Source organism: Streptomyces mesophilus (assembly GCF_040300965.1).
GTDB classification, from domain to species: domain Bacteria; phylum Actinomycetota; class Actinomycetes; order Streptomycetales; family Streptomycetaceae; genus Streptomyces; species Streptomyces mesophilus_A.
Genome location: NZ_JBEPEW010000056.1, coordinates 15,272 through 35,878 on the forward strand (window position 1 = coordinate 15,272; position 20,607 = coordinate 35,878).

The 20,607-nt window shown below is 70.6% G+C and carries 19 protein-coding genes; 9 read left to right on the plus strand and 10 right to left on the minus strand.

The window, feature by feature from the left end; all coding sequences use genetic code 11:
* Window positions 1-27: 27 nt before the first annotated feature.
* From trmD to proS, 6 genes are all read right to left on the minus strand, one after another.
* A complete protein-coding gene (gene trmD / locus ABT367_RS20595; protein ID WP_352254519.1) occupies window positions 28-849 on the minus strand; it encodes a tRNA (guanosine(37)-N1)-methyltransferase TrmD in 822 nt (273 codons plus the stop codon).
* Window positions 849-1,436: a ribosome maturation factor RimM gene (rimM, locus tag ABT367_RS20600; protein ID WP_352254520.1), complete on the minus strand. Its 588-nt coding sequence runs from the start codon at window positions 1,434-1,436 to the stop codon at window positions 849-851. The genes trmD and rimM overlap by 1 nt, the downstream gene beginning before the upstream one ends.
* Before the next feature lie 137 nt (window positions 1,437-1,573).
* Window positions 1,574-1,813 (minus strand): RNA-binding protein, encoded by a 240-nt coding sequence (locus tag ABT367_RS20605; RefSeq protein ID WP_165332918.1) that lies wholly within the window; start codon window positions 1,811-1,813, stop codon window positions 1,574-1,576.
* 2 nt (window positions 1,814-1,815) lie between these two features.
* A complete protein-coding gene (gene rpsP / locus ABT367_RS20610) occupies window positions 1,816-2,256 on the minus strand; it encodes a 30S ribosomal protein S16 (protein WP_199547450.1) in 441 nt (146 codons plus the stop codon).
* A 197-nt stretch (window positions 2,257-2,453) separates the two neighbouring features.
* On the minus strand, window positions 2,454-3,047 hold the full coding sequence (locus ABT367_RS20615) for a hypothetical protein (protein WP_352254521.1): 594 nt from the start codon (window positions 3,045-3,047) through the stop codon (window positions 2,454-2,456).
* 259 nt (window positions 3,048-3,306) lie between these two features.
* Window positions 3,307-4,722, minus strand: a complete 1,416-nt coding sequence (gene proS, locus ABT367_RS20620) for a proline--tRNA ligase (protein WP_352254522.1) — start codon at window positions 4,720-4,722, stop codon at window positions 3,307-3,309.
* Window positions 4,723-4,974: 252 nt separating this feature from the next.
* Between proS and ABT367_RS20625 the strand changes: the two genes are divergently transcribed.
* A complete protein-coding gene (locus tag ABT367_RS20625) occupies window positions 4,975-5,838 on the plus strand; it encodes an SAM-dependent methyltransferase (RefSeq protein ID WP_352254523.1) in 864 nt (287 codons plus the stop codon).
* A 48-nt stretch (window positions 5,839-5,886) separates the two neighbouring features.
* Here ABT367_RS20625 and ABT367_RS20630 read toward each other — a convergent pair whose 3' ends face one another.
* Both ABT367_RS20630 and ftsH read right to left on the minus strand, forming a co-directional pair.
* Entirely contained in the window at window positions 5,887-6,417 is a 531-nt protein-coding gene (locus ABT367_RS20630) for a GNAT family N-acetyltransferase (protein ID WP_352254524.1), read from the minus strand.
* A 37-nt stretch (window positions 6,418-6,454) separates the two neighbouring features.
* Window positions 6,455-8,380: an ATP-dependent zinc metalloprotease FtsH gene (gene ftsH, locus ABT367_RS20635; RefSeq protein WP_352254525.1), complete on the minus strand. Its 1,926-nt coding sequence runs from the start codon at window positions 8,378-8,380 to the stop codon at window positions 6,455-6,457.
* A 118-nt stretch (window positions 8,381-8,498) separates the two neighbouring features.
* On the opposite strand from ftsH, the gene yhfZ reads away from it, so the two are divergent.
* From yhfZ to ABT367_RS20675, 8 genes are all read left to right on the plus strand, one after another.
* Window positions 8,499-9,440, plus strand: coding sequence for a GntR family transcriptional regulator YhfZ (gene yhfZ / locus ABT367_RS20640; protein WP_352254526.1), 942 nt, complete (start codon window positions 8,499-8,501; stop codon window positions 9,438-9,440).
* 174 nt (window positions 9,441-9,614) lie between these two features.
* On the plus strand, window positions 9,615-9,992 hold the full coding sequence (locus ABT367_RS20645) for a PRD domain-containing protein (RefSeq protein WP_352254527.1): 378 nt from the start codon (window positions 9,615-9,617) through the stop codon (window positions 9,990-9,992).
* 55 nt (window positions 9,993-10,047) lie between these two features.
* Window positions 10,048-10,404: a DUF2620 domain-containing protein gene (locus tag ABT367_RS20650; RefSeq protein ID WP_352254528.1), complete on the plus strand. Its 357-nt coding sequence runs from the start codon at window positions 10,048-10,050 to the stop codon at window positions 10,402-10,404.
* Between the two features lie 147 nt (window positions 10,405-10,551).
* Entirely contained in the window at window positions 10,552-11,835 is a 1,284-nt protein-coding gene (locus ABT367_RS20655; protein WP_352254541.1) for a YhfT family protein, read from the plus strand.
* Window positions 11,836-11,883: 48 nt separating this feature from the next.
* Window positions 11,884-12,828, plus strand: coding sequence for a phosphotriesterase family protein (locus tag ABT367_RS20660; protein WP_352254529.1), 945 nt, complete (start codon window positions 11,884-11,886; stop codon window positions 12,826-12,828).
* A 1-nt stretch (window position 12,829) separates the two neighbouring features.
* On the plus strand, window positions 12,830-13,990 hold the full coding sequence (locus ABT367_RS20665) for an aminotransferase class V-fold PLP-dependent enzyme (protein ID WP_352254530.1): 1,161 nt from the start codon (window positions 12,830-12,832) through the stop codon (window positions 13,988-13,990).
* A gap of 7 nt (window positions 13,991-13,997) precedes the next feature.
* Window positions 13,998-15,194: an alanine racemase gene (locus ABT367_RS20670; RefSeq protein ID WP_352254531.1), complete on the plus strand. Its 1,197-nt coding sequence runs from the start codon at window positions 13,998-14,000 to the stop codon at window positions 15,192-15,194.
* On the plus strand, window positions 15,191-16,447 hold the full coding sequence (locus tag ABT367_RS20675; protein ID WP_352254532.1) for a phosphopentomutase: 1,257 nt from the start codon (window positions 15,191-15,193) through the stop codon (window positions 16,445-16,447). The genes ABT367_RS20670 and ABT367_RS20675 overlap by 4 nt, the downstream gene beginning before the upstream one ends.
* Before the next feature lie 12 nt (window positions 16,448-16,459).
* On the opposite strand, the gene ffh is transcribed toward ABT367_RS20675, so the two are convergent.
* Window positions 16,460-18,019 (minus strand): signal recognition particle protein, encoded by a 1,560-nt coding sequence (ffh, locus tag ABT367_RS20680; protein WP_352254533.1) that lies wholly within the window; start codon window positions 18,017-18,019, stop codon window positions 16,460-16,462.
* Window positions 18,020-18,160: 141 nt separating this feature from the next.
* Entirely contained in the window at window positions 18,161-20,596 is a 2,436-nt protein-coding gene (locus tag ABT367_RS20685; protein ID WP_352254534.1) for a [protein-PII] uridylyltransferase, read from the minus strand.
* Between the last annotated feature and the right edge of the window lie 11 nt (window positions 20,597-20,607).

Below are 20,607 nucleotides of genomic sequence, written 5' to 3' on the forward strand. Positions count from 1 at the left end.
GGCGCACGCTGGACGTACAGCAGCGACCTATTCTTCCATGGCCTCGCGTTTACGCCAAAACCGGCCGCCGGGCTCCGGCTCCCAGCCGAGGATCGAGAGCATCTCCCGGTCCTTCTTGTCGAAGACGGCGGCGTCGCAACGCTCAATCAGATCAGGCCTGTTGGCGGTCGTACGCCGCAGCGCCTCGTCCCTGCGCCAGCGGGCGATCTTGCCGTGGTGGCCGCTGAGCAGCACGTCCGGGATGCCGTGTCCACGCCACTCGGGCGGCTTGGTGTACACGGGGCCTTCGAGCAGATTGGCCATGGCGCCGGGCGCGAAGGAGTCGTCGCGGTGGGATTCGGCGTTGCCGAGGACACCGGGCAGGAGCCGCGCCACAGCCTCCGTGATCACCAGGACCGCGGCTTCTCCGCCGGCCAGGACGTAATCGCCGATCGACACCTCGTATACGGGCATACGCGTCGCGTACTCGTCCATCACGCGCCGGTCGATGCCCTCGTAGCGGGCCGGTGTGAAGACCAGCCAGGGCCGCTCGGAGAGCTCGACGGCGAGCTCCTGGGTGAAGGGCCGGCCGCTGGGCGTGGGCACGACGAGCGCGGGGGTGCCGACGCCCGCCTCGTAGCCGTCGGCGAGCAGCTCGTCGAGGCAGTCGCCCCAGGGCTCGGTCTTCATGACCATGCCGGGGCCGCCGCCGTAGGGGGTGTCGTCGACCGTGTTGTGCCGGTCGTACGTCCATTCCCGAAGGTCACGGACGTGCACATCGAGCTGTCCGCGGGCGCGGGCCTTGCCGACGAGCGACACGTTCAGGGGTTCGAGGTACTCGGGGAAGATCGTGACGACGTCGAGCCGCATCAGGCGTCGCCGTCCTCGCGGGAGTCCTCGTCGGCCTCGCGGGAGTCGCCGTCCTCGCGGGAAGAGGCGATCTCGGCGCGGTCGTCGATCAGTCCGGGCGGCGGGTCGATCACGGCCCGCTGCTTGTCGAGGTCGATCTCGGTCACGATCTCCCCGACGAACGGGATCATGACCTCGCTGCCGTCCTCGCGCTCCACGATGAACAGGTCCTGCGAGGCGAGGTGCGAGATCTCGGTGATCCGGCCGACCTCGGTGCCGTCGGCGAGCACCACGTCCAGGTCCATGAGCTGGTGGTCGTAGTACTCGTCCTCGGCCTCGGGCAGTTCCTCGGGGTCGACGTCCGCGATGAGCAGGGTGTTGCGCAGCGCCTCGGCGCCGGTGCGGTCGCTCACACCCTCGAAGCGCAGCAGGAGCCGGCCGCTGTGCACACGGCCCGCCGCGATGGTCAGCGGTCCCGTGGCGGCCGGGTCGGTGGTCAGTACGGCGCCGGGGCCGAGCCTGAGCTCCGGCTCGTCCGTGCGCACCTCTACGGTGACCTCGCCCTTGATGCCGTGGGCGCGGCCGATCCGTCCGACTACGAGCTGCACTGTGTCTCCTGTTGCTTCACGACGCACTTCACGGCGTACGCACATCTTGCGTCAGGACGCCCGCATACGTCCTGACGTACGACTACGGGCCGGGGCGGGCCGAAGCCCTCCCCGGCCCGTGCCGGTACTGCTGTGGTTCAGCGAACCTGGTCCACGTCGACGAGGTCGACGCGGACACCGCGGCCGCCGATGGCACCCACGACAGTCCGCAGGGCGCGCGCGGTGCGGCCGTTACGGCCGATCACCTTGCCGAGGTCGTCGGGGTGGACCCGGACCTCGAGCACACGACCGCGGCGCAGGTTCTTGGAAGCAACCTGCACGTCGTCGGGGTTGTCGACGATGCCCTTCACGAGGTGCTCGAGAGCCTCCTCGAGCATGCTCAGGCCTCGGTCGACTCGGTGGAGGAGGCCTCGGCCTCGTCCGCCTTCTTGTCGGCCTTCTTCGCCTTCGGCGTGATGGCCTCGCCCTTGGCGTCGTCACCCTCGATGCTCTTCGCGAACGCGTCGAAGGAGGCGCGCTTGTCTTCCTTCGTCTCCGGCTGCAGCAGCGGAGCCGGGGCCGGCAGGCCCTTGTGCTTCTGCCAGTCGCCGGTGAGCTTCAGGATGGCCATGACCGGCTCGGTCGGCTGGGCGCCGACGGACAGCCAGTACTGGGCACGCTCCGAGTCGACCTCGATGCGCGAGGGGTTGTACGTCGGGTGGTACAGACCGATCTCCTCGATGGCCCGGCCGTCACGGCGGGTACGGGAGTCGGCGACGACGATGCGGTAGTGGGGCTGGCGAATCTTGCCGAGACGCTTCAGCTTGATCTTGACTGCCACGGGAGTGGTGTCTCCTGGTCTATGACGTGGTTGGGCACATGAGATGCCACGTGGGGTTGCGGTACTCGGGTGCCCGATGGACGCGTCAGCCGGAGGCGAGAGGGTTCCTGTGCGGCTGTCGAGTACAGCTAGCCATTGTGCCATACGTGGACGGGGCCCCGTCCCGGGCGGAGCCCCTTGACCACGGCGGGCGCGGCTCAGCCCGCCGCCACCACCGCCTCCGGGATACGGAACGGCTTGCCGCAGCCGCCGCAGACGATCGGGGCCTGGGCCAGGACCGAGGGCACGACGCGGACATTGCGGCCGCAGTCGCAGACCGCCTTGACCCGGACACCACCGCCCGACGAACCGTGCCGTGCGGCCGGACCGCGGAAGGAGCGGGCCGTGTCCGCCGAGGTCGCCGCCGTGTGCGCCTTGAGGGCGCGCTGCAGCCGCTCGATCGTCGGCCGGTAGCGCTTTCTGGCCTCCGGATTCAGCGTGACCAGCGAGAAACCGCTGCTCGCATGCGGCTCGGCCGGGTGGTCGAGCCCCATCTCCTCGGCGATCGAGAGGAAGCGGCGATTGTGGTAGCGCCCCGCGCGCGAGGTGTCACGGATGCCGCGGGCCGCGGCGATGCCGTGCACGGCCTCGTGCAGCAGACGCTCGAAGGAGAGCTCGGCGCCACAGGCGGACGAGGACTCCCCGATCAGGGATTCGGGCGCGGCAAGATCGGGCAGCTCGGGGTGGAACCGTTGAATCTCGGCCCACGCCTGCGCCAGCTCTGCGGCGAGAACAGGTGGTGTCGTGCTCACGTCGTGATAACGAGCCAAGGTGCCTCGGTGTTCCTATTCCGGGGCATCCCAAATAATTTGCCCGTACCAGTCAGTTGCCGCTCATACGGCGGGACGAGGGCGGGTGCGCTGATCTGCGGATTAGCCGCATACCTCGTACTAAGTGGGTACGTAGCGGCGTGTACGCCCCGGCGCGTAGAGCAAGTACACGCGCCGGGGCGGCAGTTGTCACGGGGTACGCAAGAGGCTTTTCCGCCTCTTTAGAGGCGGAGCCTCCGCATCAGTAGGCGCGGGCCACGATCGCGACCGTGCCCGGTGCGTCGTCGGACTGCGGGACCGAGCCGTCCTCGGCGACCAGACACCGTACGGTCACCGCGTTCTCCGCGAGCTTCGCCTCGCCCTCCTCGCCGAGCGTCGCCCACGGGATGCGGGCCCAGCCGCCGGCCGCGGCGACCTCGGCCGCCTCCGTGATCGTCGAGACCTCCGAGGTACGGGATTCACGGCGTTCCCGCGACTGACGCAGGAGCTGGGCCTGGTCTTCCTCCAGGATCCCGGGCAGCAGGCCGGCCAGCGCGTCGAGCGCGACCGGCTCCTTTCCGCCCGGGATGCGGCGGGCCAGCATCGCCGTACCGTTCTCCAGATCGCGCGGTCCGACCTCGATCCGTACCGGAACGCCCTTGAGTTCCCAGTCGACCGCGCGCCGCCCGAAGGGGGTGTCCGTACGGTCGTCGACCTGGACGCGGATTCCCGCGGCCTTCAGGCGGTCGCCGAGCTCATGGACCTTGGCCAGAACCGCGTCATCGCCCTTGATCGCGAGGACAACGGCCTGAACCGGCGCAAGGCGGGGCGGCACGCGCAGCCCGCTGTCGTCGCCGTGCGACATGATCAGGCCACCGACCATGCGCGTCGAGGACCCCCAGGACGTCTGCCAGACGAGCTCCTGCTTGCCGTCCTTGGAGAGGTACTGGGTGCCGAAGGCCTTGGCGAAGTTGGTGCCGAGCTCATGGCTCGTGCCCATCTGGAGTGCCTTGCCGTCGCCCATCATCCCCTCCAGGGTGAGGGTGTTGACGGCTCCGGCGAAGCGCTCCTTGGGGGTCTTGCGGCCGAGGACGACGTCGATCCCGAGGACGTTCACCATGAAGTCGGCGTACACCTTCTCGTGGATGTGCGCCGCATAGTCACGCGCCTCCTCGTACGTGGCGTGCGCGGTGTGGCCCTCCTGCCACAGGAACTCCGTCGTGCGCAGGAAGACCCGGGGCCGCATCTCCCAGCGCACCACGTTGGCCCACTGGTTGATGAGCAGGGGCAGGTCCCGGTAGCTCTGCACCCACTTCGCGAAGGAGGCGTTGATGATCGTCTCGGAGGTGGGACGGACCACCACCGGCTCCTCGAGCTCCTTGCCCCCGCCGTGCGTGACGACCGCGAGCTCGGGCGCGAAGCCCTCGACGTGCTCGGCTTCCTTCGTCAGATACGACTGCGGGATGAAGAGCGGGAAGTAGGCGTTCTGCGCGCCGGCCGCCTTGATGCGGGCGTCCATCTCCTGCTGCATCCGCTCCCACAGGCCGTAGCCGTACGGTCGGATGACCATGGTGCCGCGCACCGGGCCGTTGTCGGCCAGCTCGGCCTTGTTGATCAGGTCCTGGTACCAGCGCGGGAAGTCGTCCGCCTGGGGCGTGAGAACGGGTGCCTTTGCCATGGCGCGCATGGTACGTCCGGGGCCGCGCCGGAAGGGAGTTCATTTCCCCGTACGGGGCTCGACGGGGGCGCACCCAAGCTTTGCATTCGCCCTCTGGACGCGGGCGCGGATGGGGAGTTGTCTGGCATACGGGGGGAGTGCGGGCGCACCGCACGGGGGCGGGCAGTCCGGAACAACACCAACACATCGGCACACCGGCACACCAAGTCACCGTCGACACTCTCGGCTCTCTCGGCGATTGGGGCGCTCTTCATGACACCTACGCTCGCGCAACGGCTCCTGACCCACCCGGGTACCAGCACCCCCCGGGCGACGGATGCCCATCTACGCGCGCGTGACTGGGCGGAGATTCAGGAGCGGATGCTCGTACCGCTCTACGACGCGGTCCACGAACGGCTCGAAGTGGGCGCCGGTACCCGCCTCCTGGGGCTCGGCTGCGGCTCCGGGCTCGCACTCCTGATGGCCGCCACGCGCGGCGCCTCGGTGACCGGCGTCGAACATCTCTGCCCCGAGCGGCTCGCCCTGGCACGCGAACGGCTGCTGCCCGACGGGCTGTGGGACGACCACACCGCCGACGCCCGGCTCATGGAAGGCGGGGCCGAGGCCGCGGTGGACGTCGGTCGTCCCCCGTACAACATGATCACCGCGTTCCAGCCGATCGGCTGCATGGCCGGGGACTCGGAGGGGCTCGCACCCCTCCTCGAACGGGCGGCGCCGCTCGCCGAGCGCGGGACGCCCGTGGTGCTCGCCGGCTGGGGACCGCCCGAACGGTGCACCACGTCCTCGGTGCTTCGGGTGGCGACGCGGCTCGCGGATCCGCTGCGCTCCACGGGCAGTTGGCGGCCCTCGGAGCGGGACGATCTGGAGGACGTGGCCCAGCGGGCCGGGCTCAAGCCCGACGGCTCGGGGCGGGTGGCCTGCCCGTTCGGCTACGCGGACATGGACAGCGCGGTGCGCGGCCTGCTGTCGACCGGACTGTTCGACGCGGCGGTCGGAGCGACGGACGCACGCCAGGTACGCAAGGAACTGACCGAGGCCCTGCATCCGCATCTGCGGAGGGACGGGACGGTGTGGATGGCGAATGTGTTCCGGTATCTGGTGGCGCGCACGAGGTGACGGGGACCTGAGGCGAGGACCTCAGACGGACCGCTCCCTGCCCCGCCGTCAGCCGACTCGTCGGGCCAGCACCTGTCCCGGCCAGCCACGGGACAGGAATCGGCCGGCGGGGGTGAAGCCGTTGCGCTCGTAGTACGCGACCAGTTCGCCCCCGCCGCCGGCCCAGCAGTCGACCCGGAGAAGTTCCACCCCGGCCCGCCTGGTCTCCTCGGCGGCGTGGGCCAGCAGCGCTGCCCCGATGCCCAGCCCGGCGTGCCGGCGATCGGAGACCAGCAGTCGGATGTACCGCTCGGGTTCCTCGGCCGGCGCGATCGGCATCAACGGGCTGGGACCGGAGTCCAACACCAAGGCGCCGGCGGGCGTCCCGCCCAGCTCGGCGATGTACGCGGCGTTCTCGGTCGTATACCGCTCCACCCGTGCCACTCCGCCGGACGTCTGCGAATACGGTGTCGTACCCCACTGCTCGGTGTTGCCGCGATCGTTCATCCAGACCACCGCGGCGTCGAGCATGTCCAGGACGGCCGGTGCGTCGGCCAGGCTGCCCGAACGGATCCGTATGTCATGTGCAGTGTCGTTCACGGCAGAAGCTTAGGCAGAGCCCTGCGAGCCCTCCGGGTCACTCCCCCTTTGTCAACCGCGTGATCCCCGCCGCCCGGTACGCCTCCGCCTCGTCCAGCGTCTCGTTGGCGAGGAGTGCCTCCGAGAGAGCGTCCAACTGGGCGCGGTGGTCGCGCAGTTGGCGGCAGGCCGCCTCGTAGCACTCGTCGACGATGCGGCGCATCTCGCCGTCGATCGCGTCGAGCGTCGAGGGCGCCGCGGCCAGGCCGTACGGGCTCTGGCCGTCGTTCGGGACCGCCGAGAGGCGGCCGACGCGCTCGCTCATGCCCCAGCGGGCGACCATGCCGCGGGCGATGTTGGTGACCTGTTCCAGGTCGTTCTCCGCGCCCGTGGTGATCTCGTCGAAGACGACCTGCTCGGCCGCCATGCCGCCGAGCGCGCCGATGATCCGGCCGCGCAGATACTCCTCGGTGTACGCGTACTTGTCGGCGTCCGGTGTCGACAGCGTGACACCGAGCGCGCGGCCGCGCGGCACGATGGTGATCTTGCGGACCGGGTCCGCGCCCGGCTGCAGCATGCCGAGCAGCGCGTGCCCGCTCTCGTGGTACGCGGTGCGCCGGCGCTCCTCGTCGGGCATCACCAGGGGCCGTTCGGCGCCGAGCTGCACCTTCTCGAGGGCGTCGGACAGGTCGGACCGACTCACCTCGGACTGCTTGCGCTTGACCGCGAGCAGGGCCGCCTCGTTGGCCAGGTTGGCGAGTTCGGCACCGGTCATACCCGGTGTCGTACGGGCGACCTGGGCGAGGTCGACGTCGTCCGCGAGCGGAATCTCGCGCGTATGGATCTCGAGGATGGCCTCACGGCCCTTGCGGTCGGGCGGGCTCACCATGACCGTGCGGTCGAAGCGTCCCGGCCGGGTGAGCGCCGGGTCGAGGATGTCGGCGCGGTTGGTGGCCGCGAGGACCACGACGCCCTCGGAACCGGAGAAGCCGTCCATCTCGGTCAGGATCTGGTTGAGCGTCTGCTCGCGCTCGTCGTGGCCGCCCATGCCGGAGCCGCCGCCGCGCGCCCGGCCGATGGTGTCGATCTCGTCGATGAAGATGATGGCGGGCGCCACCTTCCGCGCCTCGGCGAAGAGTTCGCGTACGCGCGAGGCGCCGACGCCCACGATCATCTCGATGAACTCGGAGGCGGAAGCGGAGAAGAACGGCACCTCGGCCTCGCCGGCGACAGCCCGTGCGAGCAGCGTCTTACCGGTTCCGGGAGGACCCGCGAGCAGCACACCACCGGGCATCTTGGCGCCCATCTTGCGGTACGCATCGGGGTTCTTGAGGAAGTCGACGACATCGTTGAGCTCGCCCTCGACCTCGTCGATGCCCGCGACATCCGCGAACGTGGTGCGCTTGCCGCCTTCCAACTCGACCGGCTTCGGCGGCTGTTTGCGCCCCAGCATGCCGCCCGCACCACCGCCCATCCCGGCAGCCATCCGGCGGGCCATGAACATCCACAGGCCGACGAGCACCAGGATCGGCAGGAGGGAGAGGAGCAGGTTGGTCAGGAGGCTCGGCTCCTTGTAGACCGGCTCCGCGGTGACGGTGACCTTCTGCTTGGTCAGCTCGTCCCAGATCTGGTCGTCCGCCCAGCTCGGGCGCTGGGTGATGAACTCCTGGTAGTTCCCCTTGCCGCCGTCGGGGACCTCGGCCTCCTTCTTCAGATCGCCCTGGATCTGGTCGCCCTTGGCGTAGATCTTCTCGACGTTGCCGGCGTTCAGCTGGCTGCTGAACTCGGTGTACGAGATCGTCTTGGGCTTGTCGTCGCCGAAGAAGCCGAGCAGCAGGTTGGTCAGCAGATAGACGAGCAGTGCCGTCCACAGCAGGCTGCGCCAGGACAGCTTCTTCTTGGGCGGGGGCGGCGGCGGTGCACCCTCGGAACGCCACGGCTGGTCGGTGCGGTCGCGCGGGGGCACGGGGCTGGGGGCTGTCACGCTCGCCATTATTCGAGAGACCGGCATTTCCGGCATTCCGTACTGTCTGGCGACGCGGGCACATCCACCGCCGCAGGACCCTTGCGCAATATCCAGGATCCTGGTTACTGTCGGCTGCGTGAACGGCATCGACGAGCGCTTCCTGACCCGCAACGGCCTCACCGCACGCCAGCTGGCGGTGCTGCTCCTCGGCCATGAGCCCGACACCCGGCTCCCCCGGCTGCGGGACTTCGCCGAAGAGCTGAAGGTCGGCAACGGCACGGTCCAGGCCGCCCTCCAGCTCCTGGAGGAATCGGGCGCCATCACCACCCAGGCCCGCGGCCACCTCGGCACGTTCCTGGTCCGCTCGGACCGCGCCATACTGTGGCGCCTCTCGGGCCTGGGCACGCTGCTCGCCGCGATGCCGCTGCCGTACTCACGGCGTTACGAAGGTCTCGCGACCGGACTCCGGAGCGCTTTCGAACAGGCCGGCGCCCCCTTCGCGATCACGTTCATGCGTGGTGCGACCGACCGGGTCACGGCGCTGGTCGAGCGGAAGGTCGACCTGGTCGTGCTCTCGCGCTTCGCCGCGGACCGGCTGATCGAGGCGGGCGAGCCGGTCGAGCTGGTCGCCGATCTCGGACCGGCCACCTATGTCGGCGCCCACGGGATACTCGTCCGCCAGGGCGCCGAGCCCACACGGCCCGGACTGCGGGTGGCGATCGACCATTCCTCGCAGGACCAGTCGATGCTCGTCGAGCGGGCCTTCGCGGGGCGCGACGACATCGAGTGGGTCGAAGCCTCGTACATGCAGCTGCGCGATCTCTTCCGGCAGGCCCGCGTGGACGCCACGGTCTGGAACATCGACGAGGTGGACCGGCTCGGCGGCGATGTCGTGGACGTGCTCCCGCTCGGCGACGAGATCACCCGCGAGCTCTCGCTGCGCAACTCCTCCGCCGCCATCGTCGGGCGCTCCGAGGGTGCGCACGCACTGGAGGCCGTACGGGACGGCCTGGATCTCTCGCTCGTGACCGCACTGCAGCAGGAAGTGCTGCGAGGCGAGCGGATCCCCTCGTACTGACCGAGTGCCGGACCACTTAAGGACCCGGTAGGGACAGGACCAAGGGCCCTCTTGAGAATCCAGAATCCTGGTTACTGTCCGAGGCAAGTGAAGGTCCAAGGCAAGTGAAGGTCCAAGGCAAGCGAAGGTCGAAGGCAGGGGAAGGAAATGGCTCAAGTGAAGGAAGGGAAGGTCATGGACGATCAGCTCGCTCTCCGCATCCGGCTGTTCCGTGAGAGCGGTCAAGTCCGGCCCGAGGTGGCCGACTTCGTGACCGCCGAGCTGAGCACGCTCGCCGACGAGGGCCGCCGGGTCACCGAGGAGACGGCGGGCATGCTCACCAGCCATCTGATGATGGCGCTCACCCGCCTCCTGGCCGGCGAGCCGATCGAGCAGTTCCTCACCGACGAGCAGGTACGGGCCGAACTCGCCGCCCACCCCGAGGCCGTGACCCGCGCCCGCGAGATCGCCGAGCGCGCCGGCACCGCACTGGGCGCCCAGCTCCCGGACTCCGAGATCAACTTCCTCGCGATGCACCTGGCCGTACTGGCCCAGCAGACATCCACCCGCTGAAACCCCGGAAACCACAGCTGAACCCCCGGAAACCACACACGAGAAGGACAGCACCATGACGAAGATCCTCACCGGCGGCGTCGGCAAGGTCGAGGTCGCGGACACGGTCAAGCAGCTCGGGCTCGAAGGCGTCGAGGTCGTCGTGTCCAGCGACATGGACGCCGCGATGAAACTCCGCGTGAACCAGGCCGACTTCTACCTCGGCACCTGCCACACCGGCGCCGGCGCCTCGCTCGGCGTCCTCGTCGGCCTGATGGGCCAGGCGGCCTGCCACACGTTCGGCCGGAGCGTCCCCACCGAGGACGAGGTCACCGCCCTGATCGCCGGCGGCAAGAAGGTGTTCGGCTTCGCCATGGACCAGATCGGCGAGGCAGCGCCGGTCATCGCCCGCGCCATAGCCGCACGCGGCTGAGACCCGCCGTAAGCACCCAGGGCACAAAGGAGTGACCCCGTGATCACCGCCGCCGTCCCGGCCGCCCCGGCCGCCTTCGCACAGAGCGACCCGCACTCCCTCCAACTGGCCGCGTCCAACCTGGACTTCACGCTGCCCCAGCAGCTGATGGTGATCGCGCTGTGTGCGCTCACCGCGTACATCTCGCATATGGCGCTGGCCGTCTTCAACGACGGTGTGCGGCCGTTCATGCTCGACTTCATCCAGAAGCGCACGACCCGCAGCGCCACCACGGCGGTGTCGTTCGGTCTCTCGGCCGGGTTCATCTTCGGCCTCGGTGCGCCGATGGCGCTGGTCTCCGGAGTGCTCAACCCCTGGCTGCTGTTCCTGCCCACGGACATCCTCGGCCTCCTGTCGCCGAAGAAGTGGCTGGCGCCGCTGCTCGGCGCGGGCTGGGGCGCGGTCGTGGTCTACGGGCTCGGCGGCGCGAACGATCTGGCGAAGAAGCTGCCCGTCGACTTCCTCGACGCGATGCAGCAGATGTCGACGCCGATCCTCTTCCTGTTCGCGCTCTTCCCCGTGCTCGCGGTCACCAAGCAGTTCGGCCGGCTGCGCGGCGGCATCGTCGGTGTGATCGAGCTGGCGCTCGTGGTCATGACGATGAAGCTCTGGCCGACCGTGTTCCCGGGCGCGATCGCCATGGCCGTCGGTGTGCTTGCGCTCATCGGCTTCGCCATCGACAAGGACCTCAAGCAGCGCAGGGCCGACAAGGCCGCCGGAGTCTCGTACGAACTCCCCGAGGGCGTCGAGGACCCGATGGCCTCGCTGTTCAGCGCGAGCGCGGCCAGGCTGCGCAAGTACCTGCCGCTGTTCATGGTGCTCGGCGCCGGTGTCTGTGTCCTCGCGCAGATGAAGATCTTCGGCGGCGGCGAGGCGACCAGCTTCCTGATCGCCAAGGGCCAGTACGCGGAGGCCGCGCAGGTCGACTTCTACCGGGTGTTCGGCTTCATCCCGCTGATCGCGACCACCGCGCTCGCCTCGGGTGCGTACGGCATCGCGGGCTTCACCCTCGCGTACCCCATCGGCTATCTGATGCCGAACCCGTTCCTCGCCGCTCTCGCCGGCGCCGCGGTCTTCGCCCTCGAAGTCCTGGCCCTGTCGTACATCGGCAAGGCACTCGGCAAGCTCCCCAGCGTCCGCGACTCCTCGGAGCACCTGCGCAGCGCGATCAGCGAGGCGCTCGGACTCGCGATCCTCTTCGGTTCGCTGATGGCGGCCAACGCGATGGGCGGCGGCCTCGGCATCCTCATCTGCGGCGGTCTCTACCTGATGAACGAGGCCATGGGACGCCCGGTCGTGAAGATGGCCGCCGCGCCGGTCGCGGTGATCATCGGCGGCATCGTCCTCAACCTCCTGTACTGGATGGACCTGTTCACCCCGATCAAGGGCTGACCTCGGGAGCACGACAGCCGCCACCAGAACAGCAGTAAGGCGTACGACATGAACCACCTGCAGACCGTTCTCGGCCCCCTCGCCCCCACCGACGTGCACGGTCCCGCACTCGCCCACGAACATCTGGCCCTCGACCTGGACCGCTCCGGCGACCGGGCCGCCGTCCTCGACCCGCAGGCGCACGGGCCGCGGATCACCGAGGAACTCACCTCTCTGCGCGAGGAGTTCGGCCTCGCTCTCGTCATCGAGCTGACCTGCCGGGGCATGGGCCGCGACGTCGAGGCACTGGCCCGTATGGCGAAGGACTCGGGGGTCGCGGTCGTCGCGGCGACCGGCTGGTACTACGAGCCCTTCCACCCCGAGGAGATCGGCGACGCCAGCGCCGAGCAGCTCGCGGGCACCCTGATCCATGAGATCGACGGCGGGATCGGCGCCACGGGCATACGGCCGGGGGTCATCGGCGAGGTCGGCAGCCACGGTGATACGCCGAGCGAACCGGAGACGCGTTCGCTGCTCGCCGCAGCCCGGGCGGCCTCGGCCACCGGGCTCTCGGTGGCCACCCACGCCCAGCTGGGGCGCGGCGGTCTCGCCCAGCTCGACCTCCTGACCGGCGCGGGCCTGGCCCCGCACCGGATCTCGATCGGGCACCAGGACCTCCTCGACCGGCCGTCCGTACACCGGGAGTTGGCGGCGAGCGGCGCGTACGTGGCCTTCGACACCGTGGGCAAGGAGAGCTATCAGCCCGACGCGACCCGGCTGCGACTGCTCCTGCAGCTCCTGGAGGCCGGCCACGCCGACCGGGTGCTGCTCAGCTGCGACATCTCGCGACACGGCTATCTGGAGTCCGAAGGCGGCACGGGGTACGGCCACTTGTTCCGTACGTTCCTGGGGCAGGCCAGGGCCGCCGGGGTCGACGAGGACCTGATCGATCTGATGACGCGCCGCAATCCGGTGCGCTTCCTGACGGGCGCCGCCGCCCACGAGGACGTATGAGATGAAGCTCCCCGAGACCTTTCCTCTCGCGACCGTCCCGCTCGACGAGGCGATCGCCAAGCAGTTCCGGCTCCTGGAGTGCACGGCCGCCCACTTCGAGGGCGAGCAGCTGTTCAGCGCCGACGCCGGTGTCGTGCCCGGGCTCGGCAGGCCGCGTACGACCGCCCGCGTCGAGGCCGTGCTCGCCGAGTTCTTCGGCGCCGAGGACGCGGCGCTCGTCCAGGGCGCGGGCACCGGAGCGATCCGGGCCGCGCTCACCACCGCGCACGGCCCCCTGCTCATCCACAGGGCGCCGGTCTACCGGAGCACCGAGGTCACCTTGCGCGGCCTGGGCATGGAGACGGTCGAGGTCGACTTCAACGACCGCGCGGCGCTGGCCGAAGCCCTTGCATCCGGCCGCTTCACCTGGGCCTACGTGCAGCACACCCGCCAGCGCCTGGGCGACTCGTACGACCCGGGCGAGGTCCTCGCGGCCTGCCGCGCTGCCGGGGTGCGCACCATCGTGGACGACAACTACGCGGTACTGCGCACGCCCGCGGCCGGGGTCGAACTCGGCGCCGACGCCTCGTGCTTCTCCCTCTTCAAGCTGCACGGGCCCGAGGGCGTGGGCGTCGTGGTCGGCGCCCGTGACCTGGTGGCACGGGTGCGGGCCGACAACTACTCGGGCGGCGGCCAGGTCCAGGGCCACCAGGCCCTTGACGCGCTGCGGGCCCTGACCCACGTACCCGTCATGTGGTCGGTGCAGTCGCAGGTCGGGGCCGAGGTCGCCGAGCGGCTCGCGGCCGGCGAGGTCGAGGGTGTGGCGGAAGTGCGGATCGCCAACGCGCAGGACCGCTGCCTTCTCGTACGTCTCGACCGTCCCGTCGCCCGTGAACTGCCCGCCGTCGCCGCGAAGTTCGGCGCCGCCCCCTATCCCGTGGGCTCCAACTCGCGCTACGAGATCGCCCCGCTCTTCTACCGGATGTCGAGCTCGTCCCTCGACGACGCACCCGAACTCGCCGACTGGACCGTACGGATCAACCCCATGCGGGCAGGCGCCGACCTGGTGATCGGAATCCTGCGCCAGGCCCTCGGCGAGCTGCGCACGACGAGCGCGCCCCCAAGCGACCAGCCGCACTCGCCCCGCACCGACAAGCCCTTCGCGCCCCACAGCAAGGACTGAACGCCCTGTGTTCCTCGACACCCTCCTCGCACGCAACCCCGCTCTGGCCGATGCGGCGGCCGAGCTGCACCGTTCGGGGGCGATCCCCCCGGACACGTACGTCATGGACCTCGACGCGGTCGAGGCCAACGCCGCACTGCTCGCCGCCGAGGCCGACCGCCTCGGGCTCACCCTGTGGTTCGTGGTCAAGCAGTTCGGGCGCAATCCCGAGCTGATCAAGGCGATCGCCCGGCACATCCCGAAGTTCGCGGCGATCGACCCGCCCGAGGCCCGCGTCCTGCACGACGCGGGCGCCCGGGCCGGAAACCTCGGCCATCTGGTGCAGATCCCGCACCGCCGGCTCCCTGAACTGCTCGCCTGGCGCCCGGAGACGGTCACGGTCTTCGACCTGGCGAACGCCCGGGCCGTATCGGATGCGGCGCGTGAACTCGGCTTCGTACAGGATGTGCTGATCCGTCTGGAGGGCGCGCCCGGCGCGGTGTACCCCGGGCAGGAAGGCGGTGTGCCGCTCGATGCCCTGGACGCGTTCGCGGCCGAGGCGGAACGGCTCGACGGCATCCGGATCGCGGGCGTGACCGCCTTCCCGTGCGTCCTGTGCGACCCGCGGGACGGCACCCCGCGTGCCACCGCCAACTTCGAACTCGCCCTCAAGGCAAGGGAATTGCTCGCCGGGCGCGGCCACAGCGGTCTCAAGCTCAGCGCCCCGAGCGCCACCTCGATGGCCTCGCTCCCGCTGCTCGCCTCCCTGGGCGCCACGCACGGCGAGCCCGGCCACGCCCTGACCGGCACCACCCCGCAGCACGCGGTCGATCCCGGTCAGCCGGAGACGCCCGCGTACGTGTACGTCACCGAGGTCGCCCACACGCTCGCCGACGGCCGGCCCGCGGTGTACGGCGGCGGCTTCTACCCGCGCGCCGGCATCAAGGAGGCGCTGCTCCCGCGGACTGGCGCCCGGCTCACCGTCCTCGACTCCCCCGCCGAGAACATCGACTACTACCGGCTCCTCGAAGCCTCCCCGGAAGGCGAGGCCCGCGCGGGCGACACGGCCCTGCTCGCCTTCCGTACGCAGATCTTCGTGACCCGCAGCAATGTCGCGGTCGTCGCCGGCCTTTCGACCGGCAGCCCACGGCTGACCGGCCTGTACGACGCGCTGGGCCGCCGGCACGACCCAGTGGGCGTACCGCACCCGGAGGCGACGGCATGAGCCGCACGGTCATCGTCGTCATCGACGGTTTCGGCGTGGGCGCGATGCCCGACGCCGGCGTCCTGCGCCCCGGCGATCTGGCCGCCGACACCTGCGGCCACGTCCTCGACCACTGCGGGCGCACCCTGTACCTGCCCGCCCTGGGAAAGCTCGGCCTGGGCCTCGTCCACCCGCACGCCGGCCTGGCCCGCAGCACACCGCTGCCGGTCGCGGCGGGGCGCGCGGCGCTCGGCTACCCGGGCGCCGACACCTTCGCCGGGCATCAGACGATGATGGGCGCCGACTTCAGCAAGGTGACGGTGGCGCGGCTCGCGGAGCACCTGGACGAGGTGGGGTCCGCGCTGCGCGCGGCCGGCCATCGGGTCGAACTCCTCGACGGAAAGCCGCTGTTGGTGGTCGACGGCGCCGTACTCGTCCACGACAACCTCGAAGCCGACCCCGGCATCAACTGGAACACCTCCGGGCGCCTGGAGGACTTCTCCTTCGCGTCGATCCTCTCCATCGCGCGTACGGTGCGGACGGTCGCACCGGTCGCCCGGGTCATCGCGGTCGGCGGTCACGCGACGGCTCCGCTCTCCTCGTACGTACGCGAAGGAGACGCCTCGACCGTCGGGCTCGACACCCCGGCCAGCGGGTTCTACCGCAACGGCGGGCTCGAAGTGCAGCACCTGGGCGCGGAGTTGGACCACACGCGCCAGCTGCCCGCCCTGGCCGCGGCCGCGGGGATCCCGGTCACGCTGGTCGGCAAGGCGGCCGACATCCTGGAGTGCGCCGCGGCGGTACGGCGGCCGGCGGTGCCCACCTCGGAGGTGCTCGCCCACACCCTGGAGGCGGCCCGGCGGCCCGGCCTGGTCGTGGCCAACGTCCAGGAGACGGATCTGGCCGGCCACCAGCAGGACGTACGCCGCTTCGGCGAGGTCCTCGAACAGGTGGACGCGGGCCTCCTGGAGCTCCTGTCCCTCCTGGACTCGCCTCACGACCGTCTGATCGTTACGGGCGACCACGGCAACGACCCGACGATCGGCCACGCGTACCACACACGCGAGTACGTCCCGGTCCTGATCCACCGGCCGTCGGCGCCCGGCGTGGAACTCCTGCCGGACGCGGGGTCGTTGGCGGACGTGGGCGCCACGGCGGCGCTCTCACTCGGCCTCGATCCGGCGGGTCTCGCGAACGGGGTGGCCTACGGCCCCGCGCACCGAACGGCAACGGGCCCGGCCCACCGAAACGGCGACCCGGACCCGTACCCGTAAAACCAGAGGGGCTCAGCCCATGAACTTCTTGAACTCGTCCGGAAGCTCGAAGTCCTTGCCGCCCTGCTCACCCGCCGGCAGCCCGAACGCCCCACCGCTCTGGGCCGCCTGCTCCCGCTTGGCCTGAGCAGCCTGCTCCTCGGCCTTGCGCTTCATCGGGTTCCCCGACTTGCGCTTGCCCTTGGCCTGCTTCTGCTGCTTCTTCTGCCGGCCGGGACCGCCACCCATGCCCGGCATCCCGGGCATACCCGGCATGCCGCCGCCCTGCGCCATCCGCGACATCATCTTGCGCGCCTCGAAGAACCGCTCGACCAGGTTCTTGACCGCGCTGACCTCGACACCGGAACCCTTGGCGATACGGGCACGGCGCGAACCGTTGATGATCGTGGCGTCCGCACGCTCCGCCGGCGTCATCGACTTGATGATGGCCGCGGTGCGGTCGACGTCGCGCTCGTCGATGTTGTTGATCTGGTCCTTGATCTGGCCCATGCCCGGCAGCATGCCGAGCAGCTTCGAGATCGAGCCCATCTTCCTGACCTGCTCCATCTGAGCCAGGAAGTCGTCGAGCGTGAAGTCCTTGCCGCCCTTGGCGCTCTGCAGCTTGGCGGCCATCTTCTCGGCCTCGGCCTGCGAGAAGGTCTGCTCGGCCTTCTCGATCAGGCTGAGCATGTCGCCCATGCCGAGGATGCGGGACGCCATGCGGTCCGGGTGGAACGCGTCGAAGTCGTCCAGCTTCTCGCCGTTGGAGGCGAACATGATCTGGCGGCCGGTCACGTGCGCGATCGAGAGCGCGGCACCACCGCGGGCGTCACCGTCGAGCTTGGAGAGCACCACGCCGTCGAAGCCGACACCGTCGCGGAAGGCCTCGGCGGTGTTGACCGCGTCCTGACCGATCATCGCGTCGACGACGAAGAGGACCTCGTCGGGCTTGACCGCGTCGCGGATGTCCGCGGCCTGCTGCATCAGCTCCTGGTCGATACCGAGACGGCCGGCGGTGTCGACGATGACCACGTCGTACTGCTTGGTCTTGGCGTACTCGATGGAGTCCTGGGCGACCTGGACCGGGTCGCCGACACCGTTGCCGGGCTGCGGGGCGTAGATGCCCACGCCGGCGCGCTCGGCGACGACGCTGAGCTGGTTGACGGCGTTGGGGCGCTGCAGGTCACAGGCGACGAGCAGCGGCGCGTGGCCCTGCCCCTTCAGCCAGCGGCCGAGCTTTCCGGCGAGCGTGGTCTTACCGGCACCCTGCAGACCCGCGAGCATGATCACGGTCGGGCCGGACTTGGCGAAGCGCAGCCGGCGGGTCTCGCCGCCGAGGATGCCGACGAGCTCCTCGTTGACGATCTTGATGACCTGCTGCGCCGGGTTCAGCGCCTGGGAGACCTCGGCGCCGGTGGCGCGCTCCTTGATCTGCTTGATGAAGGCGCGTACGACGGGCAGCGCGACGTCGGCCTCGAGCAGCGCGATACGGATTTCCCGTGCCGTGGCGTCGATGTCCGCCTCGCTGAGGCGACCCTTGCCGCGGAGGTTCTTGAATGTCGCTGCGAGGCGGTCGGAGAGAGTATCGAACACGGCGGTCGCGAATCCTCGGGTCGGTGGGTGCGGGCGGTGAATCGCCTTCCAGGGTATCTGGCCGCGCCAGTGGGCCGTCCGTGCGTATGGAACTAGCTGTCCGTACCTACGGAACTACTCGGCCCACCTGTCCTCGGCCTCCTACCGCAGCGCCCCCTCCACCGACCGCACCACCTCCGCCGCATCAGCAGCGACCAGCGGCGCCCCCTGCGCATCCGTCACGTAGAACGCGTCCACCGCGTTGGACCCCAGCGTGCTGACATGTGCGGAGCGCACCATCACCCCGGCGCCCTCCAGCGCCCGCCCGATCCGGTGCAGCAGCCCCGGTGCGTCCTGGGCCCGCACCTCGATCACGGTCGCGAGGCGCGAGGCCGCCGGTGCGACCGACACCCGGGCCGGTGGCGCCACCGCGCCACGGCGGCGGGGATAGGCAGCGTCCCGTTCGGCGAGGCGGGCCGCGATGTCCAAGGACCCGTCGAGGGCCCGTACGAGATCGGCGCGCAGCCGGGCCGCCTCGGGCAGCGAGCCGTACTCGGCGGCCACCCGCCACTGGAGCAGCAGCACGGACGCGGCACCGGCCCCGGAGCCGACCTCGTCCGGCAGGGAGATCGCCCCCAGATCCGCCGTCCGCACGGTGAGCCGGTGCATCGCGAGCACACCCGCGACCGCGGGCAGCACCCCCGGCTGGTCCGGCACGGCCACCAGGAGCTCGACTCCGACCGGTTCGTCCGAGGCGCCCGCTTCCATCTGCGCACGCAGCGAAAGGACCGGAGCCCCGGTACGGAACGCCTCCAGCGCGAGCCGCTCCTGCTCCACGGTGTTCGGCACCTGCAAGGGATCCGGCACCGGATCGCCGGCGAGCAGCGCCCCCACTCGCTTCACCAGGTCGGCCACCAGGGACCCCCGCCACGTCGACCACGCGGCGGGCCCGGTGGCCAGCGCGTCCGCCTCGGTCAGCGCGTGAAGGAGCTCCAGCGTGGAAGCCGACCCCACGGCTTCGGCGACCGACCGGATCGTCGCCGGATCGTCCAGGTCGCGCCGGGTCGCGGTGTCGATCAGGAGGAGGTGATGGCGTACGAGCGTCGAGAGGACCTCGACATCCGCGCGCTCGAAGCCGATCCGCGCGGCCACGTCCCGTGCGATGACCTCTCCCGCCTCGGAGTGGTCCCCGGGCCAGCCCTTGCCGATGTCGTGCAGCAGCGCGGCCACGAGCAGCAGGTCGGGCCGGTGCACCCGGCGCGTCAGCTCGGCCGCCTGGACCGCGGCCTCCACGAGATGCCGGTCGACGGTCCAGGTGTGCACGGCATTGCGCTGCGGCCGGCACCGCACCCGCTCCCAGTCGGGAAGCAGCCGGGTGATCAGGCCCTCGGCCTCCAGGGCCTCCCACACCGCGACCGTCGGCCGCCCGGCCCCGAGCAGCGTCACGAACTGCTCGCGCGCCTCGGCCGGCCACGGCGTGGACAAGGGACGTGCCGCGCTCGCAAGCGCCCGTACGGCGTGCAGGGAGAGCGGAAGACCGGCCTGTGCGGCTGCCGCCGCGGCCCGCAGCGGCAGCACCGGATCGCGCTCGGGCCGCGCGACACGGGCGAGGACGACCTCGCCGTCCTGCTCGACCACTCCCTCCGCCAGCGGAGTCCGCTCCGGAGCGGGTTTCGAGCCGAGCATGGCCCGCAGCCGCGGCTTCGCCTTGCGCGAGCGCAGCACCCGGCTCACCTCGCGCCAGGTCACATCGCTCGCGTACGAGATGGTCCGGGCCGCTTCGTATACCTGACGCAGCAGTGCGTCGGCGTCCAACAGGCCAAGAGCGGAAGCGACTTGATCCTGCTCTTGCAGAGCGAGCCGATCCGTGGCCCGCCCGGTCACCAGATGCAGCGCGTCGCGTACGTCGAGCAGGTGCCTGCGTGCCTCGTCGAGCCCGGCGCGTGGCGCGTCGGCCAGCCAGGACGCCGCCACCGCCCGCAGCGCGGTCGCGTCCCGCAGCCCGCCACGCGCCTCCTTGAGGTCGGGTTCGAGCAGATACTGCAACTCGCCCTGCCGCTCGGCCCGTTCGTCGCACAGCTCCCGGAGCTCACCCAGCCTGCGCGGCGCTTGGTTCCGCCAGTCGGCAAGGACGGCGGTGCGCAGTCCGGCCGTGATCCCCAGATCACCGGCGACATGCCGTGCGTCGAGGAGGCCGAGCTGGACCTTGAGATCCTCCCCGGCCGTCTTGCGCGCCTCCCCCGCCGTACGCACGGAGTGGTCGAGCGCGAGCCCGAGGTCCCACACCGGGTACCAGATGCGGTCGGCCAGCGCGGCGAGCGCTCCGGCGTCCGCGCTGCCGTCGTGCAGGAGCAGCAGATCGAGGTCGCTGCGCGGCGACAGCTCGCCCCGCCCGTATCCCCCGACCGCGACCAGCGCCGTCCCCTTCAGCGGTTGCGCGGAGAACAGGCCGGCCAGCCAGTCGTCCGTGAGGCGCGCCAGGGCCGCACGGCGCGGCGGCCCGGACTGCTCCCCCTGAAGGAGGCGCAGCCGGGCCGCCGCATAGCCACTGGGTCCTGAATCCCCCTGAGATTCCGTCACGGTGTCCGTAGTCGTCACCCAGCAGCTCC

Excerpts from the sequence above, each read along its gene's own strand:
- ABT367_RS20605 (WP_165332918.1), bottom strand. The coding sequence starts at position 1,813 with ATGCTCGAGGAGGCTCTCGAGCACCTCGTGAAGGGCATCGTCGACAAC.
- ABT367_RS20645 (WP_352254527.1), top strand. The coding sequence starts at position 9,615 with ATGGACGATCAGCTCGCTCTCCGCATCCGGCTGTTCCGTGAGAGCGGT.
- ABT367_RS20625 (WP_352254523.1), top strand. The coding sequence starts at position 4,975 with ATGACACCTACGCTCGCGCAACGGCTCCTGACCCACCCGGGTACCAGC.
- ABT367_RS20655 (WP_352254541.1), top strand. The coding sequence starts at position 10,552 with ATGGTGATCGCGCTGTGTGCGCTCACCGCGTACATCTCGCATATGGCG.
- trmD (WP_352254519.1), bottom strand. The coding sequence starts at position 849 with ATGCGGCTCGACGTCGTCACGATCTTCCCCGAGTACCTCGAACCCCTG.
- ABT367_RS20675 (WP_352254532.1), top strand. The coding sequence starts at position 15,191 with ATGAGCCGCACGGTCATCGTCGTCATCGACGGTTTCGGCGTGGGCGCG.
- ABT367_RS20650 (WP_352254528.1), top strand. The coding sequence starts at position 10,048 with ATGACGAAGATCCTCACCGGCGGCGTCGGCAAGGTCGAGGTCGCGGAC.
- ABT367_RS20660 (WP_352254529.1), top strand. The coding sequence starts at position 11,884 with ATGAACCACCTGCAGACCGTTCTCGGCCCCCTCGCCCCCACCGACGTG.
- proS (WP_352254522.1), bottom strand. The coding sequence starts at position 4,722 with ATGGCAAAGGCACCCGTTCTCACGCCCCAGGCGGACGACTTCCCGCGC.
- ABT367_RS20665 (WP_352254530.1), top strand. The coding sequence starts at position 12,830 with ATGAAGCTCCCCGAGACCTTTCCTCTCGCGACCGTCCCGCTCGACGAG.